The organism is Thermomonas sp. (assembly GCF_025993755.1).
Classification (GTDB): domain Bacteria; phylum Pseudomonadota; class Gammaproteobacteria; order Xanthomonadales; family Xanthomonadaceae; genus Thermomonas.
On sequence record NZ_JAMQHN010000120.1, the window covers coordinates 1 to 22,645 of the forward strand.

The following is a 22,645-nucleotide window of genomic DNA, read 5'->3' on the forward strand; positions in this document are numbered from 1 at the left end:
AACTCCTCGCGGAAGGTCCGGTTGATCTTGCCGATCACGGCAGCGACCGCGCTTTCGGTCTTCAGGTTGGGTAGCAGGATCACGAATTCGTCGCCCGAAATCCGGGCCACGGTGTCGGTTTCGCGCAGCGTCGCCCGCAGCTTGACCGCCACCTGCAGCAGCAGCGCATCGCCGGCCGCGTGGCCGAGCGAATCGTTGACGGTCTTGAAGTTGTCGATGTCGAGGAAGATGACGGCCACGACCCGCCCGCTGGCCGCGCTCTGGACCAGCATCTGTTCCAGCCGGTCGCGGGCCAGCAGGCGGTTGGGCAGGCCGGTCAACGTGTCGCTTTGCACCAGCCGCTCGATTTCCCTTTGCGATCGCTGCAACGCCTGCTTCTCGCCCTCCAGCTGGGCGATGGCCTGGCGGAGATCGTCGGAGATCATCTGGACCAGCATCCAGGTCACCAGCAGGATCAACGCCAGCTCGGCCATCCGCACCCAGGGCGGAGAATCCTGGATGCTCGGCAGGATGCCGGTCTGGTCCAGCGCAAACACGACGGCCAGCGACGCCAGCAGGAGCAACACCAGCGCGCGGGTCAGCTTGCGCGCGCCCAGCATCGCAGCCAGCACGACCAGGGTGGGATAGGCCATCGGCGCTTCGTCGTACAAACCCTGGCCGGCGAACATCAAGGCCATCAGCCCGAGCGCCAGCGAGGCCACCATCAGGTGCACGGCACGCAACGAGTGGCCGCGCCCGTTCTGCCACAGCGCCAGAGCCAGCATCGCCACGACGACGCCATCGAACGCCACCGAGACCCAACGCTCGCGGACGACGTTCACAACCACCAGCAGTGCGAAAACAACCATCACCACCCAGGCGATCTGGCGCACGCGATGCACATCGAGCGCCAGCGATCGCTGGGCGATTTCCGCATCTCTCGGCGATGGATCCCGTCGCTCCATGTTCCCCACAGGGAGGCCGCACACGCCGTGCCCCTTGAGCCTAGCATTCCCCGTCGCGATTCGGCTTGACCGAAGGTCACCCCTCGCGCCGGTTGCATCATGGCGCATTTGCACTAAATTTGTGCAAATGAATTTCAACCCGCCGGACGAGACCGTTCTGGACACGCTGGCCACGCCGCTGCTGCGGCTGGACGATACGGCGCGGATCGCCTTCGCCAATGCTGCCGCCGCGCGCTGGTTCGGGGTGGGCCGCAAGCGTCTGCACGGACTGCAAGCAGTCTCGCTGGAGCAGGGAAGCGAACAGCTGGCGGCGCGACTGATCGACCCCATCGCCGCGACGCTGCGCCTGCGGGCGGTGGGGCTGTCCTTTCCCGGCAGCCCGACCGTCCAATACGCCGATCTGTGGCTGACCCCGACCGACGCCGGCACTTGGCTGGAGCTGCATCCGGTCGATGGGTTTTCCGGGGCCGATCCCGCACAACTGCTGCCGTCCGCGCTGGCGGCATCGTTGAAAGGACTGGCGCACGAACTGCGCAACCCACTGGCCGGCATCAAGGGCGCGGCGCAATTGCTGGCGCGGCGGGTCGATCCCGAAGCGCGCGCGCTGACCGCCATCATCGAAGACGAGGCGCAGCGGCTGGCCGCGCTGGTCGAACGCCTGCTCGATCCGACGCCGCCGCGTGCGCTGGCCGCGGTGAACGTGCATGCGGTGCTCGAACGGGTGGTGCGGCTGGCCGAAAGCGACGCCGGCTGGGCGGTGCGCCTGCTGCGCGATTACGACCCCTCGCTGCCGGAGCTGCTCGGCGATTCCGACGCCCTGACCCAATCGGTCTGGAACCTGGTGCGCAATGCGATCGAAGCCGGCGCAGGCAAAGTCACGTTGCGCACCCGCGCCGAACATGGCGCGCGGATCGGCGACGCGCTGCACCCGCTCGCCCTGCGGCTGGAGATCGTCGACGACGGGCGCGGGGTGCCTCCGGAGCTGGCCGAGCACCTTCTGCTGCCCCTCGTCAGCGGACGTGCGGAGGGCACCGGGCTGGGGCTGGCGCAGGCGCAGCAGGTGGCGCGCGCGCATCGCGGCGTGCTGGTGTGGCGTTCGCGCCCCGGCCATACCGTGTTCACGCTGCTGCTGCCGCTGCAGGCGGAGGACGGCGATGACTGAACCCGCAAGACTGTGGGTGGTCGACGACGACCGCTCGATCCGCTTCGTCCTCTCCGCGGCGTTGACCGAAGCGGGCTACTTCGTGACAGCCTTCGCCAGCGCCGACGAAGCCTTGGCCGCGCTGGACGCAGGGCCGCCTCCGGCCCTGGTGCTGGCGGACGTGCGCATGCCCGGCACGGACGGGCTGGCGCTGCTCGACCGCCTCAAGACGAAATCGCCGAAGCTGCCGGTGATCGTGATGTCGGCGCATACCGACATCGCCAGCACCGCAAGCGCGTTCCGGGGCGGCGCGCAGGAATTCCTGTCCAAGCCGTTCGATCTCGATGCCGCGGTGGAACTGGTGGGCCGCTGCCTGCCGACGACGGCCGCCTTGCCGGAAGTCCAGGACACGCCCGCGATCGCGCCTGCGCAATCCACCGAATTGATCGGACAGGCTCCGGCGATGCGCGCACTGTTCCGCGCCATCGGCCGCTTCGCGCAGGTGCCGCTGTCGGTGTTGATCACCGGCGAAACCGGCACCGGCAAGGAGCTGGTCGCGCGCGCGCTGCACCGCGAATCCCCGCGCGCCGGCATGCCCTTCGTCGCGCTGAACACGGCCGCGATCCCGGCGGAACTTCTGGAATCGGAGCTGTTCGGCCACGAGGCCGGCGCCTTCACCGGCGCCCAGCGCCGCCATCTCGGGCGCTTCGAACAGGCCAACGGCGGCAGCCTGTTCCTCGATGAAATCGGCGACATGCCGGCGGCGCTGCAGACGCGGCTGCTGCGGGTGCTGGCCGAAGGCGAATTCTTCCGCGTCGGCGGGCGCGAATTGATCCGCGTCGACGTGCGCGTGATCGCTGCCACCCACCAGCCGCTGGAAGCGCTGGTCGAACAAGGCCGCTTCCGCGCCGACCTGCTGCACCGCCTCGACGTGGTGCGCCTGCACCTGCCGCCGCTGCGCGACCGTCGCGAGGATATCGCCCTGCTGGCGGCACGCTTCCTTGCCCACGCAGCGACCCGGCTGCAGCTGCCGGCACGCAGGCTCTCGCCGGCCGCGCTGGAACGCCTGCAGGCCCACGTCTGGCCGGGCAACGTGCGCGAACTGGAAAACCTGTGCTGGCGATTGGCCGCGCTGGCGCCGGGCGAGACCATTGGCGTGCGCGATCTCGACCTGGCCCGCGCCGAGCCGAGCCCAGGACGTGTTGACGGCAGCTCCGGCTGGACGGCGGCGCTGTCCGACTGGACCCGCCAGCAGCTCATCGCCGGCACGCCCGAACTGCACGCGTGGGCGCGGGAACAGCTCGACCTCGCCATGCTCGACGCCGCGCTGGCACTGCACGAAGGCCGTCGCGGCGAAGCCGCGGCCGCGCTGGGCATGAGCCGCAACACCGTCACCCGCAAGCTCGGCTCTTCCCGTTCCAGGCGCAAGGGAAAGCCGGCTTGAGCAAGCCATGCCGGCCCGCGCCACCGGCGCCGCCATGCACGGGGAGCGTCCCGGAAATGCATCGGCATTCCACCCAGGGCTCGCGAAGGGCATAGTTTCACCATCCTCGCCAATGGAGCTTTGCATGTCGAAGCGGATCGGAACCGTCCTCGCCTCCACCCTGATCGTCGGCCTGTCGGCCTGTGCCGGCGCGCCGGCACCGCGGTCGGCGGCCACCCCGGCCACGCCGCACGTCTCCCGCCAGGCCATCGCCAACCTCGCTTCCGCTTCCGGCAGCCTGGTCAGCGGCCGACTCACCTTGTCCACCGCGCCGGGCGGCGTGCGCGTGCGTGGCGATATCGGCGGGCTGCGTCCCGGCAGCCTGCACGGCTTCCACGTTCACGAAAATGGCGATTGCAGCGCCGTCGATGCCGCCAGCGCCGGCGGTCACTTCAATCCGGAAAACAAACCGCACGGGCGCGCCGGCCAGGGCGCGCACCACGCCGGCGACGCCGACAACCTCATCGCCGACGCCGGCGGCGTGGCCCATGTCGACGCCTGGCTGCCCGGTGCCGCGCTGGGCGACGGCTCGGCCCACGACATCAATGGCCGTGCGCTCATCGTCCACGCCGGTGCCGACGACTACAGCAGCCAGCCGGCCGGCAACGCCGGTGCGCGGGTGGCCTGCGGGGTGATCCGGCTGTTGCCGTAGCGCACGTTCGGCGTGTCTCCGGTTCCGGGCGTGTCCGGTCCGGGACGAAATTTCCGCTATTCGTTCCAAGCCCAATCCGGAAGCCCGCCATGTCCACCCTGTCACGCGCCAGCCTGCCGCTGACCTTGTTGCTGCTGGCGGCCTGTTCCAGGCCCGCGCCCGAGACCGCCACGACGCCCCCTGCGGCGCCCGCGCCAAGCGCTCCCGCAACGGCAGCCGGCCAGGGCTCCGGACCAGCGGCCAGCGCCGCCGCCGCGCCAGAAGAAAAATGCACCAATGAACCGCGCACGGACGAAAACGACAAACGCCCGCGCTGCGGCGGCGTGGGCGTCGCCAGCGCGCCGCGCGCCTACCGCATCGTCATTGGTGGAGGCGACCCGGTGGACCAGATCGTGTGCGATATCAGCAAGACCTTCGTGCTGGAAGGCAAGATGTTCGGCACCGAATTCAGCGGCGGCCTGGAAGGGACTTACAAGATGGTGCGAACCCCGAACATTCCCGGCCTGCAATGGAAGGGCAGCGGCACTTATCGCATCGACCTGCCCAACGGTCCCGACGCGCCGGGTAAGTTGAACGTTCATGCACGAGAAGCCACGACCAGGGCGGGCGGCCTCGTTGACGAGAACGCCGGCTACACGGATGCGTTCACCCTGACGCCCGTGGCCGACTGCAAGGCCGCGCCTCAGGCGGCGTCGGGCTGATCCCGGCCCCGTCGGGAAACTGCCGGGCTTGGCGACGGAGTCGATGACGAGGTCGTTCCAGCCGACGCCAACAGGTCAGGCCGACCGTTCGACGCGAACCCCGGCGCGCGTCGATCGGACATGGGACGCCGGAATTCCACATCCTTGGGAGTCCATCATGATCCGGATTTGCAAAATCACCTTGCCCGTCATCGTCGCCTTTGCCGCCCTGGCGCCAACCGCACACGCCGATTCGGTCAACGGCGGCAGGGGCGCCGCCGAACAGTGCGTCAAATACCAGCATGCCCACAGCGACAAGCAGATCGCGTCCTGCTGCGCGGATATGCTCGATGGCGTGGGCGGAAAACAGGCGCAGCAGGAATGCGTGAAGGTCGGCAAGGAAATGGCGAACGGAAACAACGAGGCGGCGGCCGGGAAGAAGTGAAGAACGGGAAGAACCGGGGTCAGGGCCGACTTCCCTGACAGCAACCCGTGCTTTCGCCTGATCGGTACATCCTGCACAAATCGCAGGACCCGCATGTCACCGTTGTCCGGTCACGGTCGCAATTTCCGCTATCCGTTCAAGCCCAGACCGGAAACCCGTCATGTCCACCCTGCCACGCTTCTGCCTGCCGCTGGCCTTGCTGCTGCTGGCCGCCTGCTCCAGGCCCGCGCCCGAAACCGCGACTCCCCCTGCGACGCCCGCGACAAGCGCTCCCGCAGCGGCGTCCCGCCAGGACTCCGGCCCAGCGGCCATCGCCGCCGCCGCGCCGGACGACAAGAAATGCACCAACGAACCGCGCACGGACGAGAACGACAAGCGCCCGCGCTGCGGCGGCATGGGCGCACCGCAAGTCGCGCCATCGCATGCCTATCGCATCGCCCTCGACAACGGGGAATCCTTCGATGCCTGCGACATCACCAAACCCTTCAGCGGCAAGATCGGTCGCGGCATGATCACCATGCAATTCACGCCCGCAGACGATCGAAGCGGCAAGGTGGACTGGCACTTCGCCGGTGGTGGAGGCAGGGTTGATACCGCCTACGACTACACGTTGAGCGGCCCCGAGGACCGCATGACCGGCACCTTCCACGCCAGCGCCGCCGTCTGCGGTCGGGCGGCGGGGCTGGGCGGATGCGCCGCAGCCAGGACGCAAACATTCACGTCCACCTGGACGCGGATCGACGCCTGCAAGCAGTGAGCTTTCAACGAGGTATTGCGCTGGCGTCCTGCGCTCTCCACAAAGGCATTTGGACGCGGATGAACGCGGATCAATCTTTTGAGTCGGTTTTTCATCCAGGTTGATCCGCGCTGATCTGCGTCCCAACACACATTCTCCGGATGCCATTCGTCCTGAGTGCAGCGCCGCAGGCGCGAAGTCGAAGGACTGTGCGCCATGCCCTTCGACTTCGGCGCTACGCGCCTACGCTCAGGACGAACGATTTGGAACAATCATGTCTGTCGCACTCACGAAGACGGGTGCCCAGTACTTCGTCTTGATACAGGAGAAGCAAAGGCACTGGATGCCCGCCTTCGCGGGCATGACGAAACTGCACCAGAATTACTCTAGAGGCTGCAGACTGCGGCGGGCTTGCCCGACATGCCGCATTGACGCGCCAGCGTTTCGGCGGCGACGCGGTCGAGCTGTGCGGGCAGCACGCCGTCGCGCAGGACCGGCAGCGCCTGCGCCAGCAGCGCGCGCGCATCGGCGGCGTTGCCGCGGCTGGCCTGGATCCGCGCGAGTTCGGCGCGCGCGATCGCGGTCTTGACCGGATTGTGGCCAGCCAGATAGCGCGTCACCGCCTCCCCCTGTTCGCGCTCGGCACTGGCGAAGTCGCCGCGCAGGCGCGCGAATCCTGCTTCGACGCGGAGCATCACGGTACGCATCTGCGGGTCGGAATCCGGCGCCGCCGCGAATGCGCGCCTGGCGTCGTCGAGCAGGGGCGCTGCGGTGGCGACGTCGCCGTCCTCCAGCAGCAGCCGCAGCATTTGCAGCGTCAGCAGCCGGTCTTCGTCGGCGCCGGCCGCACCTTTGCCCTGCGCGATCGCGCGCAGTTCGCGCAGGCGCGCGAGTTCCGCCGCGTGCCCACGGTCGGCGCCAAGCACCAGCGCGACGTGACGCTCGATGCCGAGGCGATAGCTGTCGTCGCGCGCCAGATCGGCCCGATCCAGCAATCCGATGGCCGCGCGCGCATCGGCCATCGCGCCCGGCAGGTCGCCGTATTCCCATTTGATGTTCGCCAGGTTGGCCCGACCGATCGCCTGCTGCAGCGGCGATGTCATTCCGATCGCCATGCCCAGCGCCTGCGCCTTCTCCATCGCCTCGATGGCCTCGCGATAGCGCCCGCTGCGCTGCAGCGCCAGGGCCAGTCCGTTGTACGGCACGTCGGCGCTTTTCTGGCTTCCGGCGCCGGTGCGCGCCTGCTGCGCGATGACCTCGCGGAACAGCGGCACGGCCTCGTCCTCGCGACCGCTGAAGGTCAGGCTGATCGCCTTCTCGTGCAGCAAGCCCAGCCGCAGAGGCGAGCCCGCCGGGACGTGCCGGCGATCGGCGTAGGCAAGGGCTTCGTCCGCAACCCGCAGTTGCTGCAGATTGTCTCCGGCAAGATTGCTGAGCTCGGCGAGGTTCTGGTACAGGTTCATCATCACCGCCACCGGCGCGTCGGGCAGGGTGCGGCCCAGCGCCAGCGCACGCTTGCCCTGCGCGATCAGCGGCAGCGGCCCGTCCCGCTGCAGCTGGCCGAGGCCTATGTGCGCGAGCGCCAGGAAGTTCTGCATCGGGTCGTCGGGCGCAAACCGCGTACGCAGCGCCACCGCGCGGTCGGCCGGTGCGATGCCCTGCGCAGGCTTGTCGAGCATGTCCAGCGTTTCCGCATAGGCGACGAGATCGTCGGCCAGCGCCAGCGCATCGTCCCTGCGCGTCGGCGCGACCCCGGTCAGGCCTTCGGCGAACAGGGTTTCGGCGGTCGAATAATCGCCGATCGAGAAATACAGTCTTCCAAGCAAGCGTTGCACCGACTTGCGCACCTGCGGATCGAGGCGGCGGTTGCGAAGCTGGGCGCGTCCGGCATCCAGCAACTGCCGCGCGCTGACTTCCCGGCCCAGCGCCCGCTCCGGCGCGGCGGCGGCGAGGGTATCGGTCAGGAAACCGAGGGTGGCGCGCGACACGGCGCTTTCCCGCTGCGCAATCCGCGCCTGTTCGCGCGCTTCGTTTGCCTGCCACAGCGCCACGCCGGTGCCGGCCAGCAATGCCAGCACGACCGCGCCGGCCGCTGCGGCCAGGGTGCGATTTCGGCGCAGCCAGAGTCTTGCGCGCTGCTTGCGCGACAGCCTCACGGCGGCGATGGGGCGGTCCCCCAGCCAGGCGCGCAGGTCGCCGGCCAGCGCGTCCGCCGAGGCGTAGCGCGCCTGCGGATCGCGGCGCAGGCAGGTTTGCACGATGTCGGCAAGGCTGCCGCGCAGCGCGTTGGCCAAAGCGGATGGATTCAAGCCACCGCGACGGGCCGCCTGTTCGGGACTGGCCTGCGCGGCGGCCCGGGTCAGCGGCTCCGGCTCGCGTTCGAGCTGCCGCAACTGCCCCGCCACCGGCATTTCGCGGGTCAGGCCGAACGGATGCGCGCCGGTCAGCAGGCGATGCAGGATCACGCCGAGCTGCCAGATGTCGGTGGCGGTCGTGATCAGCGCGTCATGCAGTTGCTCGGGGCTGGCGTATTCGAACGTCAGCGCGCGGTCGAGGGTGGCGGTGGCTTCGACATCGGCCAACTGCTTGGCGATGCCGAAATCGAGCAGCTTCACCCGCCCCTCCGCGTCCACCAGCAGGTTGGACGGCTTGAGGTCGCGATGCACGATCAGGTTGCGGTGGGCATGACGCACCGCGTCGAGCACCTGCAGGAGCAGTTCGACCCGCGCGCGCAGATCCAGCGTCCGCGCGTCGCACCAGCGATCGATCGGCACGCCGTCGATGCGTTCCATCACGAAGTAGGGCTCGCCTTCCGCGCTGATCCCGCCGTCCAGCAGGCTGGCGATATTGGGATGGCGCAGACCGGCGAGGATCTGGCGTTCGCGCAGGAAACGCTCGCGCGCCGCCTGCGAGTCCGCGCTGGCGCGGATCAGCTTGAGTGCGGCCTGCTGGGCATACGCGCCGTCGCTGCGCTGCACGGCATACACCGCGCCCATGCCGCCACGGCCGATGACGTCGACGATCGTCCATGCGCCGATGCTGCGGCCCAGCATCGGATCGGCGTGCGGTTCGGCCTTCTCGCGCGCCAGCGCCGCGCCCCAGTCGTCCGCACTGCCGGAAAACGGCTCGTTCTCCCCGGCATCCGCGTCGAGCAACGCCTGGACCTGTGCGCGCAACTCGGCGTCGCCCGCGCACAGCGCGTCGAGCTCCGGCCCGCGCGCCTCCGCGGACAGGTCCGCCAATGCATCGAAAATGGCCAGCGCGCGGCGCCGGCGCTCCCGCGTCGGATCGATTTCGGAACTCATCCGAGTTCGGTCAGCAGGAAGGCGCGGGCCTTGCGCCAGTCGCGGCGCACGGTGCGGTCCGTCACATCCAGCATCTGCGCGATCTCGGTGTCTTCGTAGCCGCCGAAGTAGCGCAGCTCCACCACCTGCGCCGCGCGTTCGTCGAGCGCGTGCAGGCGCTGGATCAACTCGTCCAGCTCCAGCACTTCCACCGCCGCGCGTTCGCCCGCATCCAGCCGCGCGGTCAGGGTCAACGGCTCCTGTCCGCCGCCGCGCTTGTCGGCCTTGCGCGCTCGGGCATCGTCCACCAGCACCTGCCGCATGGCGCGTGCCGACAGCGCCAGCAGGTGGTTGCGGTCGTTGGCGGCCATCTGCGCGCTGCCGGCCAGCTTCAGGTAGGCCTCATGCACCAATGCGGTGGTCTGGAAGTCGTCGCGCATGCGCCGCAGCTGCTGTCGCGCCGCGCGCTTGAGCTCCTCGTACATCGCCGAATACGCCGCGCCCATCGCCTGCGCGTCGCCGGCCCGCGCACGCGCCAGCAGGACGGTGATTTCGGGGGACGCGTCGGGCTCGGTGGGCATGGGCTGTCCAGGCTTGTCCTGTTGACGCGCGGAGTTTCGCATACCTCCAGCGCGCCGGCAGTCATGCCGGAATCGGGCCTCGGGATCGATTCAAGAACAGCGCTCGCCATCGCTGCTGCCGCCCCGCCCGGGGTCGGTGGCACGGACACCAGCGCGGCAAACCTCCCCCGTCAGGCCAGGCAGCCCGCGTCCGCCTGCGGGCAGTGCACGTACTGCACCGGCACGCCGTGGGCCTGCAGTACGGCGGCGTATTGGCGCTGGCGCATTTCGAACAGGGCAAAGCCCTGCTCGAGTTGGTCGCGATCGGTTGCCCCGTCGGCATCGCGCTGGCGCCACGCGGAAAAATCCAGCAGCCCGATCCGCACCTCGCCGTCGGCATAGCGCGCCAGCGGTTCCTGCGGCTTGGCGAGCACGAATTCGGATCGCGGCTCCAGCAGCGCCGCATCCAGCAGCGCCCAGAGATTGTCCAGGCCCACGTGCTGGTACTGCATCGCCGTCATCGCCAGAAGGTCGCGCAGACTCTGGTAGCGCACGTGTTCGACCTGCACGCCGAGTCCGTCCTGCAGCGCCAGCGCCACGTCGGCCTCGGCCAGTCCGCGATCGAACAGTTCCTCCTCCAGCGCATCGCTGGCTTCGGCCACGGCGCCGCCGCTGAGGACGAAGGGCATCACCCGCAGCACGCCGCCGGAAAAGCCGGGGTCGGCGTGCAGCGTTTCGGGCGCCTTGCCTTCGGCATCCGCGCCGAATCCGACCGTGCGCGGGCCAAAGCCTTCGCCCGGCATCCGGTCGAGCAGGTCCTGCGCCGCGCGGTGCACCGGCCAGCCCGGCCGCAGGGCTTCGGCCGGATCGTAATGGACGCCGACCAGGGCCAGATCGCAGCCGATCACCGACGGCGCCAGTCTGGACAGGTCGCGCCCCAGCAGGGCGGCGACCTCACCGGCGATGGCGCCGGGCAGGGCCGGCCGCACCGGCGTGCCGACGTCGCGCAGCTCGACCGCGATCTGCCCGCGAAAATTCTGCGAATAGGAAAAATGCGCGCCCATCTGGAGCTTCGACTCGGTATCGTCACACTACACTGCCTACATTATGCAACGCGGCACCGCAGCCGCCCGGAGCAGTCCATGCAATACGGTCGTCCAGTCGCGGTTCTCGGTGGGGTCCGCATCCCGTTCTGCCGGCGCAACACCGCCTATGCGGACGTCGGCAACCTCGGCCTGTCGGTACGCACGCTGGGCGCGCTGGTCGAGAGGTTCGGCCTGAGCGGGCAGCAGCTGGGCGAAGTCGCGATGGGCGCGGTCATCAAGCACTCCTCCGACTGGAACCTCGGCCGCGAGGCCGCGCTGTCCTCCGGACTGTCGCCGCTGACGCCGGGCATCACCATGCAGCGCGCCTGCGGCACCTCGCTGGACACCATCCTCGGCATCGGCGGCAAGATCGCCACCGGACAGATCGAAGCCGGCATCGGCGGCGGCTCGGACACCACCTCCGACGTGCCGATCGTCTATGGACAGGCGCTGCGTCGCAGGGTGCTGCATGCCGAGTCCGCCAAATCGCTCGGACAGCGGATTGGCGCCTTCAAGGGCTTCCAGTTTTCCGAACTCAAGCCGGACTTCCCCGGCGTGGCCGAACCGCGCACCGGCAAGTCGATGGGCGACCATTGCGAAGACATGGCGCGCGAGTGGGGCATCACCCGCGAGGCGCAGGACGCGCTGGCGGTGGCGTCCCACCACAAGCTCGCCGCAGCCTACGGGCGCGGCTTCTTCGACGACCTGGTGGTGAGTTTCCGCGGCGAAACCCGCGACAACAACATGCGCCCGGACACCAGCATCGAAAAGCTCGCCGCGCTCAAGCCCGCGTTCGACAAGACCTCCGGCAAGGGCACGCTGACCGCCGGCAATTCCACCCCGCTCACCGACGGCGCGGCGGCCTGCCTGCTGTCCAGCGACGAATGGGCGGCGCAGTATGGTTTCGACGTGCTGTGCCACGTGCGCGATGCGCAGGTGGCCGCGGTCGATTTCGTCCACGGCGAGGGCCTGCTGATGGCGCCGACCGTGGCCGTGGCCGAAATGCTGGCGCGCAACAACCTGCGCCTGCAGGACTTCGACCTGTACGAAATCCACGAAGCCTTCGCCGCGCAGGTGCTGTGCACACTAAAGGCCTGGGAAAGCGCCGACTACTGCCGCGACCGGCTCGGCCTGGACGCGCCGCTGGGTTCGATCGATCCGGACCGGATCAATGTCAACGGCTCCTCGCTGGCCTGCGGCCATCCGTTCGCCGCCACCGGCGCGCGGATCGTCGCCAGCGCGGCAAAGGAACTGCGCGCCCGCGCCGGCCGTCGCTGCCTCGTGAGCATCTGCACCGCCGGCGGCATGGGCGTGACCGCCATCCTCGAACGCTGAGCGTGGCGGGATCGCCCCACCCACCACGCCTCACCTGCGGCGACGGATCGGAATGCCGGACACCGGTACTGACACCAGATCCACCCCGCCCTCGCGGATCGGCGCGCCGTGCCCGGGTGCCCAGGCCATCGCACCGATGATTTCGAACGTGGCCGGAAGCCCCGCTTCGTCGCGGTGCGTCTCGTAGGCAGCGGCGGCAGCTTCGAAGCGCCCGCGTCCGGTCAGGGTGGCGCGGCGACCGTTCAGCGCGTTGGTGGCACCAAGCTGGCGCAGTTCGCGCATCAACGCGGGCAGGTCGGCGTAGTGCCTGACCTCTTCGTCGCGCTCGACCACCGGCTGGAAGAAGCCGGCATCGATCAGCGCATCGCCGACGCCGGCCACATCGACGAAGGCGCTCACGTGCGGCGCCGCATCGGCCGCTGAGAACGCCTCGCGCAGCTCCCAGAGCGTCTCCGGGCCGAAGGTGGAAAACAGCAGCAGACCCTGTGGTTTGAGCACGCGGCGGAAGCTGTTGAGTACCTGGTCGAGCGCATCCACCCACTGCAGGCACAGGTTCGAGAACAGCACATCGACCGTGCCCTCGGCCAGCGGGATGCGGCGGGCATCGGCGCACACCGGCAGCGGCGCGCGCGCGAACGGATTCCAGCGCTTCGACTGCGCGCGGCCCTGCTCGAGCATCGGCAGCGCCAGGTCCATCGACAGGATTTCCGCCTTCGGCCAGCGCTTTTGCATGATGCGGCTGGCGCTGCCGGTGCCGCAGCCGAGGTCGAGCACCCGCTGCGGCGGCTGGCGTTCCAGCACGGGGTCGTCGAGGTAATCCAGCGATTCCAGCAGGCGCCGCTCGGCAAGCTTCTGCACGTCGGCCACCGCGTCGTAGCTGGCGGCGGCGCGGCCGAAGCGGCGGCGGATCTGGCGGGTGTCGAACAGCGATGCGGTCATGGTTCTGGCTCGTCGTTACCGCGCGGGTCGGCATCCGGCGACTCGCTTCCGCGCGGGGCGTCCAGGAAGCCGAGCACCGCGTCCGCCACGGTTTGCGGGTGGGTGAGAAACGGCGCGTGTCCGGCGCGCTCGACCTGCTGGAAGCGCGCGTCCGGACGCAGCGCAGCCGCGGCCTGCATCGCCGCCGGAGAGATCACGCGGTCGCGGCGTCCGGCAATCCACAGGCTCGGCGCGGCCAGCGCGGGCAGGCTCGGCCGCAGGTCGGTGGTTTCCAGCAGCCGCAGCCCTTCGGCCAGCACCCGCGGCGAGGGCGCGCCGCGCTCCAGCGCCAGCGCGCGCAGCTGTCGCACGCGATCGCGCGCATCGTCCAGGCCGAAGGCTTCCAGCGCGAGGAAGCGCTCGACGGTGCCGCGCCAGTCGGCGTCCAGCCCCGCCTTGAAACTTTCGAACGCTTCGACCGGCATGCCCTGCGGCCAGTCGGGCGCGGCCACGAAGCGCGGCGTGGCGCCGACCAGGATCAGCGCGGTAACCCGCTGCGGGGCGATATTCGCCGCGTGCAGCGCGATCGCGCCGCCCATCGACCAGCCCAGCCACGGCGCGTCCGGCACCGCCGACAGCACCGCGCGTGCGCACGGCCCCAATTCCAGCGGGACCGTGGAATCGCGGCTGTGGCCATGCCCGGGGAGATCAACCAAGTACAGGGTGTGGCGGTCGCGCAGCCATTCGGCCAGCGGCAGGAACACCCCGCCGTGCATGGCCCAACCGTGCAGCAGCACCAGCGGCGGACCGCTGCCCAGGACTTCGACGTGCAGGCTCATGCGGTCTGTTCGCCCGCGGGCCAGCGCATTGGGTCGGCCGCCAGCGACTCCCGGATCGCCGCCGTGTGTTCGCCCAGGCGCGGCGAGCGCGTCCGCGTCGACAGCGCGGCCTCCGAGAACCGGATCGGCGTGCGCAGCCCCGGCAGGGTGCCGCCGGCAGCGGTCTCATCGACCAGATCCAGCTGCAGCCCGCGATGGCGCACCTGCGGGTCGGCAAACACGTCGTCCAGGGTGTTGATCGGACCGGCCGGCACGCCCACGCACTCCAGCGCGGCCAACACGTCGTCGCGATCACGCCGCACAAAAGCTTCGGAAAGCTGCGGCAGCAGTTCGTCGCGATGGACGACGCGGGCGGCGTTGTCGGCAAAGCGCGGATCGGTCGCCAGCTGCGGCACGTCCAGCACCTCGCACAACCGCGCGAACTGCGCATCGTTGCCCACGGCCAGCATCAGGGAACCGTCGCGCGCTGCGAAGGCCTGATAAGGCACGATGTTCGGGTGCGCATTGCCCAGCCGCGACGGCACCTGGCCGGACACGAGGTAGTTCATCGCCTGATTGGCCAGCATCCCGACCATCGAATCGAGCAGGGCGATGTCGATGCGCTGGCCGCGTCCGGTCTGCGCGCGCTGCAGCAGCGCGGCCTGGATCGCCACCACGCCGTGCAGGCCGGCGAACAGGTCGGCAAAGGCCACGCCGATCTTCTGCGGTGGGCCGTCGGCTACGCCGGTCAGACTCATGATCCCGCCCATCGCCTGGATCATGGCGTCGTAGCCCGCGCGCGCCGCGTACGGGCCGTCCTGCCCGAAGCCCGTCACCGAGCAGTACACGAGGCGCGGGTTGAGCGCATGCAGGCTGGCGTAGTCCAGCCCGTGCCTGGCCAGTGCGCCGACCTTGAAGTTTTCGATGAAGACATCGGCATCTGCAGCGAGCGCGCGCACCAGCGTGCGGCCCTCGGGTGTTCGAAAATCGGCCACCAGCGAACGCTTGCCGCGGTTGCAGGCGTGGTAGTAGGCCGCGCTGCCCCGGCTGCCGTCGGCGTTGCCGACGAACGGCGGGCCCCAGCGCCGGGTGTCGTCGCCCTGCGGCGCCTCGACCTTGATCACGTCGGCACCGAGATCGGCCAGGGTCTGCCCGATCCACGGACCGGCGAGAATCCGCGCCAGTTCGACGACTTTCAGACCGGCCAGGGGGGCGGCGCCGTTGTCCAAACCTGTCCTTGCTGCTCAATGGGCACGCCGGACCCGCATGGGTCAGGCGCGAAATGGGGCGGCCATGGCCGCATCGACCCGTGCGCAGCGCGCAATCGGGCAACGCGGATTTTATCAGCGTTGCCCGGGCTTCGGCCCGGCCGCAGGCGCCATGCGGACGAAGCCATGCGCTCCGAATCACGTCGCGTTGTCGCCGCCTTGCGCATACTCCGCGCGTGCGGTTGCCCATCCGATCGCAAGGACGTTGTTTCATGAATCTCACACTTTCCCGCCCCGACCTGCTGCGCACGCAGGCGTTCATCGCCGGCCAATGGTGCGATGCCGACCGGGGCACGACCTGCGATGTGGCCAATCCGGCCAGCGGCGAAGCGCTGGGCACCGTCCCGGACATGGGCGCCCGTGAAACCGCCAAGGCCATCGACGCGGCGCAGGAAGCGCTGCCCGCATGGACCGCGAAGACCGCGAAGGAGCGCGCGCGCATCCTTCGGAAGATGGCCGACCTGATGATGGAGCATCGCTCCGATCTGGCGCGCCTGATGACCGCCGAGCAGGGCAAGCCGCTGGCCGAGTCCACCGGCGAAATTGCCTATGCCGCCAGCTTCCTCGAATGGTTCGGCGAGGAAGCCAAGCGCATGTACGGCGACACCATTCCCGCGCACGCCACCGACAAGCGCATCGTCACGCTGCGCCAGCCCATCGGCGTGGTCGCCGCGATCACGCCGTGGAACTTCCCGTCGGCCATGCTCACGCGCAAGATCGGGCCGGCGCTGGCGGCGGGCTGCGCGGTGGTGTGCAAGCCGGCGATCCAGACGCCTTACTCGGCGCTGGCGCTGGGCGTGCTGGCCGAAGAGGCCGGGCTTCCGGCGGGCGTCCTCAACATCGTCACCGGCGCCGACGCTTCCGCCATCGGCCGCGAGATGACCTCCAACCGCAAGGTGCGCAAGCTCAGCTTCACCGGCTCGACCGCCGTGGGCAAGCTGCTCATGGCCCAGTGCGCCGAGGGCGTCAAGAAGGTGTCGCTGGAACTGGGCGGGAACGCGCCGTTCCTCGTGTTCGACGATGCCGACCTCGACGCCGCGGTCGCCGGAGCGATCGCCAGCAAGTACCGCAACAGCGGCCAGACCTGCGTGTGCGCGAACCGGCTGTTCGTGCAGGACGGCGTGTATGACGCGTTCGCGAAGAAGCTGGTGGTCGCCGTCGAGGCGCTGGCCGTCGGCGATGGCCTCAAGGGGCGCACCGACCAGGGCCCGCTGATCGACGCCAAGGCGCTGGACAAGGTCGAGGGCCTGATGGCCGATGCGCTGGGCAAGGGCGCCCGGGTCGCCACCGGCGGCGCGCGCCATGCGCTCGGCGGCACCTTCTACCAGCCGACCGTGCTGCTGGATGCCGACACCACCATGCGGCTGTCGCGCGAGGAAATCTTCGGCCCGGTCGCGCCGCTGTTCCGCTTCCACACCGAGGAGGAAGCCGTCGCGCTGGCCAACGCCACCGAGTTCGGTCTGGCCGCGTATTTCTACACCCGCGACCTGGCGCGCAGCTGGCGGGTGTCGGAAGCGCTGGAAGCCGGCATCGTCGGCATCAACACCGGCCTGATCTCGACCGAAGTCGCGCCGTTCGGCGGCGTCAAGCAATCGGGCCTCGGCCGCGAGGGTTCGAAGTACGGACTCGACGACTACACCGAGCTCAAATACGTCTGCATCGGCGGGGTGTAGAGCAAGGCCGCGTGGGGTTCCCTCACCGGCCTTCCGGCGCTTGCCCACCGGTCGATTCCGCCAGCGCATCCAGCAGTCCGTCGATCTGGCCGCCCGCGTGCGCGGCCGACAGCGTGATCCGCAGCCGCGCGCCGCCCTCCGGCACCGTCGGCGGGCGGATGGCTCCGACCCAGTAGCCGCGCGCTTCCAGCGCCGCCGACCAGCCAAGAGCGCGGGCATCGTCGCCTGCGGGCAACGGCTGGATCGCGGTCTCCGAAGGCAGCAGGGCGAGCCCGCGTGCCGCCGCGCCCTCCCGGAAGCGGGCGATGTTCCCGCGCAGCCGCGCGCGCAGCGCTTCGCCTTCGTCGCCGCGCACAAGGGCGACCGCGGCCTGCGTCGCCGCCGCCTGCGCCGGTGGCAGTGCGGTCGAGTAGATCGCGCCGCGCGCGGTCTGCAGCAGGTGTTCGACCAGATCGGCCGCGCCCAGCACCGCCGCACCGGCGCCGCCCAGCGCCTTGCCGAAGGTCACCAGCCGCAGCGGCACATCGGCGACCGACAGTCCCGCCGCCGCGATGCTGCCGCGCCCGGCTTCGCCCAGCACGCCCGCGCCGTGGGCATCGTCGACGTAGAACGTCGCCTCGTGCGTTTTCGCCACGACGGCCAGTTCCCGCAGCGGCGCCAGGTCGCCGTCCATCGAAAACACGCCATCGCTGGCCAGCAGCGCCGCACCCTCCGGATGCGCCGCCAGCTGGCGCGCCGCCCCTTCGGCATCGGCGTGCGGATAGCGCCTGAAGTCGCAGCCGGACAGCCGCGCGCCGTCGATCAGGCTGGCGTGATTCAGCCGATCCTGCACGCAGGCATCGCCCTTGCCCAGCAGCGCCTGCAGCACCGCCAGATTGGCGGCGTGGCCGCTGGAAAACAGCAGCGCGCGCGGCGCCTGCTGCCAGTCGCACAGGGCTTCCTCCAGCCGGGCGTGCGCGACCGTGTGCCCGCACACCAGCGGCGAAGCGGTGCTGCCGGCGGCGTCCATGTCGCGCAGCGCCGCCAGCACCCGCGGGTGCTGCGACAGACCGAGATAATCGTTGCTGCAGAAATTCAGCAGCCAGCGCACGCTGCCCTGCAGTTTGCAGCGCACGCCCTCGCGCCGCACGACGATGCGGCGAATCCGGGTTCGATGGGCCGATTCACGCTGCAGGCGCAGCGCGGCGACGCGGTCGCTCAGCCGTTCTCGCATCCGCAGCCGCAGCCGCAGCCGTCCTCGGGCTCGCGTTCGGCCTGGGCCGCCTCGCGCTTGCGGGTGGCTTCTTCCAGCGTCATGCCGGAACCGCTCCCGCCGCTGCAGCCGCAGCTGCCGCCGCCACAGCCGCCGCTTTCGCGGACGATGGTGAGGCCGGGAATATCGGTGAGGGTGGATTTGGCGGTATCGACGGGCATGGGATGTAAACCGAGACGCTGGAACAGGCGCCTATCGTACTCGGTATCGGGATTGCCCGTGGTCAACAATTTTTCCCCGTGGAAGATCGAATTGGCGCCGGCGGCGAAGCACAGCGCCTGCAGCTCGTCGCTCATCTGCGCGCGTCCGGCCGACAGCCGCACCATCGAGGCCGGCATCAGGATCCGCGCGGTGGCAATCGTGCGCACGAATTCCAGCGGATCCAGCGGCGGCGCATCGGCCAGCGGCGTGCCCGCGACCGGCACCAGCTGGTTGATCGGCACCGATTCCGGATGCACCGGCAGGGTGGCCAGCGCCCACAGCAGGCCGGCGCGCTGGCGGCGAGTCTCGCCCATTCCGATGATGCCGCCGCAGCAGGTCTTCAGTCCGGCATCGCGGACGTGTTCCAGCGTGTCGAACCGGTCCTGCACGGTGCGGGTGTGAATGATGTGGTTGTAGTACTCGGGATCGGTGTCGAGGTTGTGGTTGTAGTAATCCAGCCCGGCGTCCTTCAGTTCCCGCGCCTGCGCCGCGTCCAGCATGCCCAGCGTGGCGCAGGTTTCCAGCCCCAGCGCCTTCACCTCGCGGATCAACGCCGTCACCTTGGGCATGTCGCGCGGCTTGGGCGAACGCCAGGCCGCGCCCATGCAGAAGCGGGAAGCGCCGTTCGCCTTGGCCTGACGCGCCTTTTCCAGCACCGCGTCGACGTCCATCAGCTTGCTGGCCGCAAGGCCGGTGCCGTGATGGGCCGACTGCGGGCAATAGGCGCAATCTTCCGGGCAGCCGCCGGTCTTGACCGACAGCAGGGTCGAAACCTGCACCTGACAGGGATCGAAATGCCGGCGGTGCACCGTCGCCGCGCGGTAAAGCAATTCGGGGAAAGGCAAATCCAGCAGCGCCTCGACCTCGGCGCGGGTCCAATCGTGGCGGATTTCCGATGCGGCAACGGGCAAGGGACTGACGGCAGACAAGGGCGTTTCCCTGAGGACAGGCACTGCGGAAGGGCGCAGTCTGTATGGCATGGACGCCATCGTCAACCCAATCAGGTTTTTGAAAGTTGACGCGCCGCTGCGCTGGCTGTTCGCGCCGCGCTGCGTGGCCTGCGGCGATCCCGGGCTGCCCGACCGCGACCTGTGCGCCGCCTGCCGTGCCGATCTGCCCTGGCAGGGGCCGGCCTGCACGCGCTGTGCGCTGCCGCTGCCGGAACCCGGCCTGTGCGGCGCCTGCCTGCAGCGCCCGCCGCCGCTGGATGCCGTCCACGCCGCCTTCGGCTACGCCTTTCCGGTCGATGCGCTGTTGCCACGGCTCAAATTCCATCGCGACTTCGCCTCCGGCCGCGTGCTGGCGCAGCACATGGCCGAACGCTTCGCCGCGCTGGATCGCCCGCAGGCGCTGGTGCCGCTGCCGTTGCACCGCAGCCGGCTGCGACGGCGCGGATACGACCAGGCGCTGGAACTGGCAAAGCCGCTGGCACGCGCGCTGGGCGTGCCGCTGGACACCGATTTGTTACGCCGCGTTCGCGCCACTTCCCCGCAGTCGCGGCTGGGCGCCGATGCGCGCAAACGCAACTTGAAGGGCGCATTCGCGGTAGCACGCGGCGCCGCGCTTCCCGAACACGTCACCCTGTTCGACGACGTGATGACGACCGGAGCCACGCTGCATGCGGCGGCGTCCGCGCTGCGCCGGGCCGGCGTCGCCCACGTCGAAGCCTGGGTCTGCGCGCGGGTGGCGTGAAGGCCCGCCCTATGGCAGTACCGGTGGCAGGTAGGCCAGGGTTTCGCCCAGCAGCCACAGCAGGCCCAGCACCAGCGGCACGTGGACCAGCAATTGCAGGAAGGTGAAGCCGACCAGATCGCGCGCGCGCAGCCCGAGGATGCCCAGCAGCGGCAGCATCCAGAACGGATTGATCAGATTCGGCAGCGCCTCGGCCGCGTTGTAGATCTGCACCGTCCAGCCGAGGTGGAAATGCAGTTCGTTGGCGGCCTGCATCACGTAAGGCGCCTCGATGATCCACTTGCCGCCGCCCGAGGGCACGAAGAAGCCGAGCACCGCCGAGTACACCCCCATCACCGCCGCAAAGGTGTCGTGACTGGCGACCTGCACGAAGACCTGCGACAGCCGGTGCGACAGCGCGATCCCGTCTGCGCCGGCGGCGTGGGTCATCAGCTGCGCCATGCCGCCGTACAGCGGGAACTGGATCAGCACCCCGGTAACCGCCGGCACCGCGCGCGCCACCGCATCGAGGAAGCTGCGCAGCCGCCAGTGCATCAGCAGGCCCAGCGACAGGAACAGGAAGTTGTAGGTGTTGAGGTTGGCGATCGCGGCCACTACCGGCTTGCTGGTGAACTCCTGCCACAGCCAGCCGAAGCCGAGCAGGGACAGCAGGAGTACCAGCAGCGGGCTGTGCTCCAGCCATTCTCCGGGGCGTCGCGGCGCCGGCGCGGCGGGCGCTGGGTCGGCGGCCGGCAGCGCGTCGAAGTCGGCTGCGGTGCGCGCGGCATTGCCGACCGGCGCGGTGAACCAGCACACCAGCAGCGAGGCCAGCACCAGCACCGCGGTCAACATGATCGACTGCCACAGGAAGAGGGTCTGGGTGAACGGCAGCACGCCGGTGATCTGCAGCAGCCCCGGCGGCATGCTGGCCGGATTGGCCTGCAATTGCGCCGCCGAGGACGACAGCCCCATCGCCCACACCGCGCCGAGGCCAAGATAGGCTGCGGCACCGGCCGCGCGATAGTCCATGTCCAGCTCGCGGCGTCGCGCCAGCTCCCGCACCAGCAGGCCAGCGAACACCAGCGAGAAGCCCCAGCTCAGCAAGGAGCTGAGCATCGACAACAGGGCGACGAAGCACACCGCACCGCGCCCGCTGCGCGGCACCCGCGCGAGCCGGTCGATCAAGCGCGCCACCACCGGCGCCGTCGCCACCACGTAGCCGCCGATCACCACGAAGGCCATCTGCATGGTGAACGGAATCAGGCTCCAGTAGCCCTCGCCGAAGCGCGTTGCCACCTGCGCCGGCGCCGCACCGAACCCGATCGCGACGGCGGCGATCAGCAGCACGCCGACCGCGGCGAACACGTAGGCGTCCGGGAACCAGCGCTCGGCGAACGCCGCGCAGCGCAGCGCCACCCGCACCGACCACCCCTGCCGACTCGCCTCGTTCATGCGGCCACCACCTTCGCACGCAGCGCGAAGTCCAGCACGATCCCGATCAACACCGCCAAGCCGAACCAGCCGTTGCAGCCGAGCGCACGCAGGCAACCCGCCGAATCGCGATGGCGGGCGATGCGGAACGCCAGGCCGACCGGCACCAGCGCCAACGCAAGGCCGAGCCAGTACCAACCACCGAGGCCCGCCTCACGCCCGACCAGCACCAGCGCAACGAAGGCGCCGGCGTACAGCACGCCCTGCCCGATCAGATCCACCTCGCCCAGCAGGATCGCCAGCGACTTCGCGCCCGACAGCAGATCGTCGTTGCGCTCGGCCATCGACCGCCAGGTCGCGCAGGCCGTCACCCAGAACACGGTCGCCACGTACAGCGTCCAGCCCAGCGACGGGACCGAACCCGACTGTGCGGCGAACGCCATCGGCACGCCCCAGCCCGCCAGCGCGCCCACGTAGGCCTGGGCCAGATACAGATGACGCTTGACCAGCAGATAACCCAGCGCCAGCACCGTCCACGACGCCCCCAGCCAGAGCGCCGCCGGGTGCAACGCCAGCACCAGCGACGCCACCACCAGCAGCAGCGCCAGGCACAGCAGGGCCGCAAGCCGCGGATCGACCAGATCGGCATCGGGTGGAAAACGCGCAATCCGACCGACCAGCGCGTCGCGCACCGCGCCGAAATAACCGTCGATCGCCCGGCTGGCGCCGCGGAGCAAAATCCCGCCAGCGACGAACGCCAGCAGCAGGCCCATTTGTGGCCAGCCCTTTGCCGCCAGCCATAGCGCCCAGCCGGTCGGCAACAGCACCACCAGCCACCCCGCCGGACGATCCCCACCAACCAGCGCCGAATACCCGCGCAGGCGCTCGCGCCACGGCAGGGGATCGCCATCAGGGGCTGCAAGTTCGCGCGGAGCCATCCATCTAGCCTAGCAGCACGTCAAGCGGCATTCATGCGACAATACGCAACCACCGCACTCCACGCGCCCGTAGCTCAGCTGGATAGAGTACTGCCCTCCGAAGGCAGGGGTCACAGGTTCGAATCCTGTC

Annotated in this window: 19 protein-coding genes, 1 tRNA gene and 1 pseudogene; 10 read left to right on the top strand and 11 right to left on the bottom strand. The window is 69.7% G+C overall.

Translation table 11 applies throughout. From position 1 onward, the window contains the following. A partial coding sequence (locus Q0X16_RS08300; RefSeq protein WP_297833087.1) for a GGDEF domain-containing protein occupies window positions 1-944 on the bottom strand: 944 nt, incomplete at its 3' end. Window positions 945-1,071: 127 nt separating this feature from the next. Here Q0X16_RS08300 and Q0X16_RS08305 point away from each other — a divergent pair. From Q0X16_RS08305 to Q0X16_RS08330, 6 genes are all read left to right on the top strand, one after another. Further along, window positions 1,072-2,106 (top strand): ATP-binding protein, encoded by a 1,035-nt coding sequence (locus Q0X16_RS08305; RefSeq protein ID WP_297833089.1) that lies wholly within the window; start codon window positions 1,072-1,074, stop codon window positions 2,104-2,106. Next, window positions 2,099-3,529 carry a nitrogen regulation protein NR(I) gene (ntrC, locus tag Q0X16_RS08310; protein ID WP_297833091.1) on the top strand — a complete coding sequence of 477 codons (1,431 nt, stop codon included), beginning with the start codon at window positions 2,099-2,101 and terminating at the stop codon, window positions 3,527-3,529. Before Q0X16_RS08305 ends, ntrC begins: the two co-directional genes overlap by 8 nt. A 124-nt stretch (window positions 3,530-3,653) precedes the next feature. Beyond that, window positions 3,654-4,220, top strand: a complete 567-nt coding sequence (locus Q0X16_RS08315) for a superoxide dismutase family protein (RefSeq protein ID WP_297833093.1) — start codon at window positions 3,654-3,656, stop codon at window positions 4,218-4,220. Between the two features lie 89 nt (window positions 4,221-4,309). Then, the gene (locus tag Q0X16_RS08320) at window positions 4,310-4,921 is read left to right on the top strand and encodes a hypothetical protein (RefSeq protein ID WP_297833095.1); all 612 of its coding nucleotides are present in this window, start codon (window positions 4,310-4,312) and stop codon (window positions 4,919-4,921) included. Between the two features lie 28 nt (window positions 4,922-4,949). Further along, a complete protein-coding gene (locus Q0X16_RS08325; protein WP_297833097.1) occupies window positions 4,950-5,345 on the top strand; it encodes a hypothetical protein in 396 nt (131 codons plus the stop codon). 160 nt (window positions 5,346-5,505) lie between these two features. Continuing rightward, window positions 5,506-6,102: a hypothetical protein gene (locus Q0X16_RS08330; RefSeq protein WP_297833099.1), complete on the top strand. Its 597-nt coding sequence runs from the start codon at window positions 5,506-5,508 to the stop codon at window positions 6,100-6,102. 365 nt (window positions 6,103-6,467) lie between these two features. Here Q0X16_RS08330 and Q0X16_RS08335 read toward each other — a convergent pair whose 3' ends face one another. The 3 genes from Q0X16_RS08335 to Q0X16_RS08345 all read right to left on the bottom strand — a co-directional run bounded on the left by Q0X16_RS08335 (window position 6,468) and on the right by Q0X16_RS08345 (window position 10,989). Further along, window positions 6,468-9,386 (bottom strand): serine/threonine-protein kinase, encoded by a 2,919-nt coding sequence (locus Q0X16_RS08335; protein ID WP_297833101.1) that lies wholly within the window; start codon window positions 9,384-9,386, stop codon window positions 6,468-6,470. Further along, on the bottom strand, window positions 9,383-9,946 hold the full coding sequence (locus Q0X16_RS08340; RefSeq protein WP_297833103.1) for an ECF-type sigma factor: 564 nt from the start codon (window positions 9,944-9,946) through the stop codon (window positions 9,383-9,385). Before Q0X16_RS08340 ends, Q0X16_RS08335 begins: the two co-directional genes overlap by 4 nt. 170 nt (window positions 9,947-10,116) lie before the next feature. After that, window positions 10,117-10,989 (bottom strand): hypothetical protein, encoded by an 873-nt coding sequence (locus tag Q0X16_RS08345; RefSeq protein WP_297833105.1) that lies wholly within the window; start codon window positions 10,987-10,989, stop codon window positions 10,117-10,119. A gap of 78 nt (window positions 10,990-11,067) precedes the next feature. On the opposite strand from Q0X16_RS08345, the gene Q0X16_RS08350 reads away from it, so the two are divergent. Further along, window positions 11,068-12,345: an acetyl-CoA C-acetyltransferase gene (locus Q0X16_RS08350; protein WP_297833107.1), complete on the top strand. Its 1,278-nt coding sequence runs from the start codon at window positions 11,068-11,070 to the stop codon at window positions 12,343-12,345. 30 nt (window positions 12,346-12,375) lie between these two features. Here the strand turns inward: Q0X16_RS08350 and bioC are convergent, their stop codons facing one another. The 3 genes from bioC to Q0X16_RS08365 are packed head-to-tail and all read right to left on the bottom strand — an operon-like array spanning window position 12,376 to window position 15,310. Then, window positions 12,376-13,284 carry a malonyl-ACP O-methyltransferase BioC gene (gene bioC / locus Q0X16_RS08355; RefSeq protein ID WP_297833109.1) on the bottom strand — a complete coding sequence of 303 codons (909 nt, stop codon included), beginning with the start codon at window positions 13,282-13,284 and terminating at the stop codon, window positions 12,376-12,378. Then, window positions 13,281-14,102 (bottom strand): pimeloyl-ACP methyl ester esterase BioH, encoded by an 822-nt coding sequence (bioH, locus tag Q0X16_RS08360; protein ID WP_297833111.1) that lies wholly within the window; start codon window positions 14,100-14,102, stop codon window positions 13,281-13,283. Before bioH ends, bioC begins: the two co-directional genes overlap by 4 nt. Further along, window positions 14,099-15,310, bottom strand: coding sequence for a CaiB/BaiF CoA-transferase family protein (locus Q0X16_RS08365; protein WP_297833113.1), 1,212 nt, complete (start codon window positions 15,308-15,310; stop codon window positions 14,099-14,101). Before Q0X16_RS08365 ends, bioH begins: the two co-directional genes overlap by 4 nt. 251 nt (window positions 15,311-15,561) lie before the next feature. Between Q0X16_RS08365 and Q0X16_RS08370 the strand changes: the two genes are divergently transcribed. Next, window positions 15,562-17,022 carry an NAD-dependent succinate-semialdehyde dehydrogenase gene (locus Q0X16_RS08370; RefSeq protein ID WP_297833115.1) on the top strand — a complete coding sequence of 487 codons (1,461 nt, stop codon included), beginning with the start codon at window positions 15,562-15,564 and terminating at the stop codon, window positions 17,020-17,022. A gap of 22 nt (window positions 17,023-17,044) precedes the next feature. On the opposite strand, the gene bioF is transcribed toward Q0X16_RS08370, so the two are convergent. Together bioF and bioB are read right to left on the bottom strand one after the other, a co-directional pair. Beyond that, on the bottom strand, window positions 17,045-18,235 hold the full coding sequence (bioF, locus tag Q0X16_RS08375; RefSeq protein WP_297833117.1) for an 8-amino-7-oxononanoate synthase: 1,191 nt from the start codon (window positions 18,233-18,235) through the stop codon (window positions 17,045-17,047). 191 nt (window positions 18,236-18,426) lie between these two features. After that, a pseudogene (gene bioB / locus Q0X16_RS08380) lies at window positions 18,427-19,386 on the bottom strand (biotin synthase BioB); the annotation flags it as partial. 97 nt (window positions 19,387-19,483) lie between these two features. Here bioB and Q0X16_RS08385 point away from each other — a divergent pair. Further along, a complete protein-coding gene (locus Q0X16_RS08385; RefSeq protein WP_297833118.1) occupies window positions 19,484-20,167 on the top strand; it encodes a ComF family protein in 684 nt (227 codons plus the stop codon). A 9-nt stretch (window positions 20,168-20,176) separates the two neighbouring features. On the opposite strand, the gene Q0X16_RS08390 is transcribed toward Q0X16_RS08385, so the two are convergent. Beyond that, entirely contained in the window at window positions 20,177-21,598 is a 1,422-nt protein-coding gene (locus Q0X16_RS08390) for a TIGR00366 family protein (protein WP_297833120.1), read from the bottom strand. After that, window positions 21,595-22,515, bottom strand: a complete 921-nt coding sequence (locus Q0X16_RS08395) for a UbiA family prenyltransferase (protein ID WP_297833122.1) — start codon at window positions 22,513-22,515, stop codon at window positions 21,595-21,597. Before Q0X16_RS08395 ends, Q0X16_RS08390 begins: the two co-directional genes overlap by 4 nt. A gap of 71 nt (window positions 22,516-22,586) precedes the next feature. Between Q0X16_RS08395 and Q0X16_RS08400 the strand changes: the two genes are divergently transcribed. Continuing rightward, a tRNA-Arg gene (locus Q0X16_RS08400) sits at window positions 22,587-22,645 on the top strand.

Bases quoted from the DNA above. Each gene is read 5' to 3' on its own strand.
- bioF (WP_297833117.1), bottom strand. From the start codon at position 18,235: ATGCGAGAACGGCTGAGCGACCGCGTCGCCGCGCTGCGCCTGCAGCGT.
- Q0X16_RS08350 (WP_297833107.1), top strand. From the start codon at position 11,068: ATGCAATACGGTCGTCCAGTCGCGGTTCTCGGTGGGGTCCGCATCCCG.
- bioH (WP_297833111.1), bottom strand. From the start codon at position 14,102: ATGAGCCTGCACGTCGAAGTCCTGGGCAGCGGTCCGCCGCTGGTGCTG.
- Q0X16_RS08335 (WP_297833101.1), bottom strand. From the start codon at position 9,386: ATGAGTTCCGAAATCGATCCGACGCGGGAGCGCCGGCGCCGCGCGCTG.
- Q0X16_RS08305 (WP_297833089.1), top strand. From the start codon at position 1,072: ATGAATTTCAACCCGCCGGACGAGACCGTTCTGGACACGCTGGCCACG.
- Q0X16_RS08390 (WP_297833120.1), bottom strand. From the start codon at position 21,598: ATGAACGAGGCGAGTCGGCAGGGGTGGTCGGTGCGGGTGGCGCTGCGC.
- Q0X16_RS08315 (WP_297833093.1), top strand. From the start codon at position 3,654: ATGTCGAAGCGGATCGGAACCGTCCTCGCCTCCACCCTGATCGTCGGC.
- Q0X16_RS08370 (WP_297833115.1), top strand. From the start codon at position 15,562: ATGAATCTCACACTTTCCCGCCCCGACCTGCTGCGCACGCAGGCGTTC.
- Q0X16_RS08345 (WP_297833105.1), bottom strand. From the start codon at position 10,989: ATGGGCGCGCATTTTTCCTATTCGCAGAATTTTCGCGGGCAGATCGCG.
- Q0X16_RS08395 (WP_297833122.1), bottom strand. From the start codon at position 22,515: ATGGCTCCGCGCGAACTTGCAGCCCCTGATGGCGATCCCCTGCCGTGG.
- Q0X16_RS08320 (WP_297833095.1), top strand. From the start codon at position 4,310: ATGTCCACCCTGTCACGCGCCAGCCTGCCGCTGACCTTGTTGCTGCTG.
- Q0X16_RS08340 (WP_297833103.1), bottom strand. From the start codon at position 9,946: ATGCCCACCGAGCCCGACGCGTCCCCCGAAATCACCGTCCTGCTGGCG.
- Q0X16_RS08330 (WP_297833099.1), top strand. From the start codon at position 5,506: ATGTCCACCCTGCCACGCTTCTGCCTGCCGCTGGCCTTGCTGCTGCTG.
- bioC (WP_297833109.1), bottom strand. From the start codon at position 13,284: ATGACCGCATCGCTGTTCGACACCCGCCAGATCCGCCGCCGCTTCGGC.
- ntrC (WP_297833091.1), top strand. From the start codon at position 2,099: ATGACTGAACCCGCAAGACTGTGGGTGGTCGACGACGACCGCTCGATC.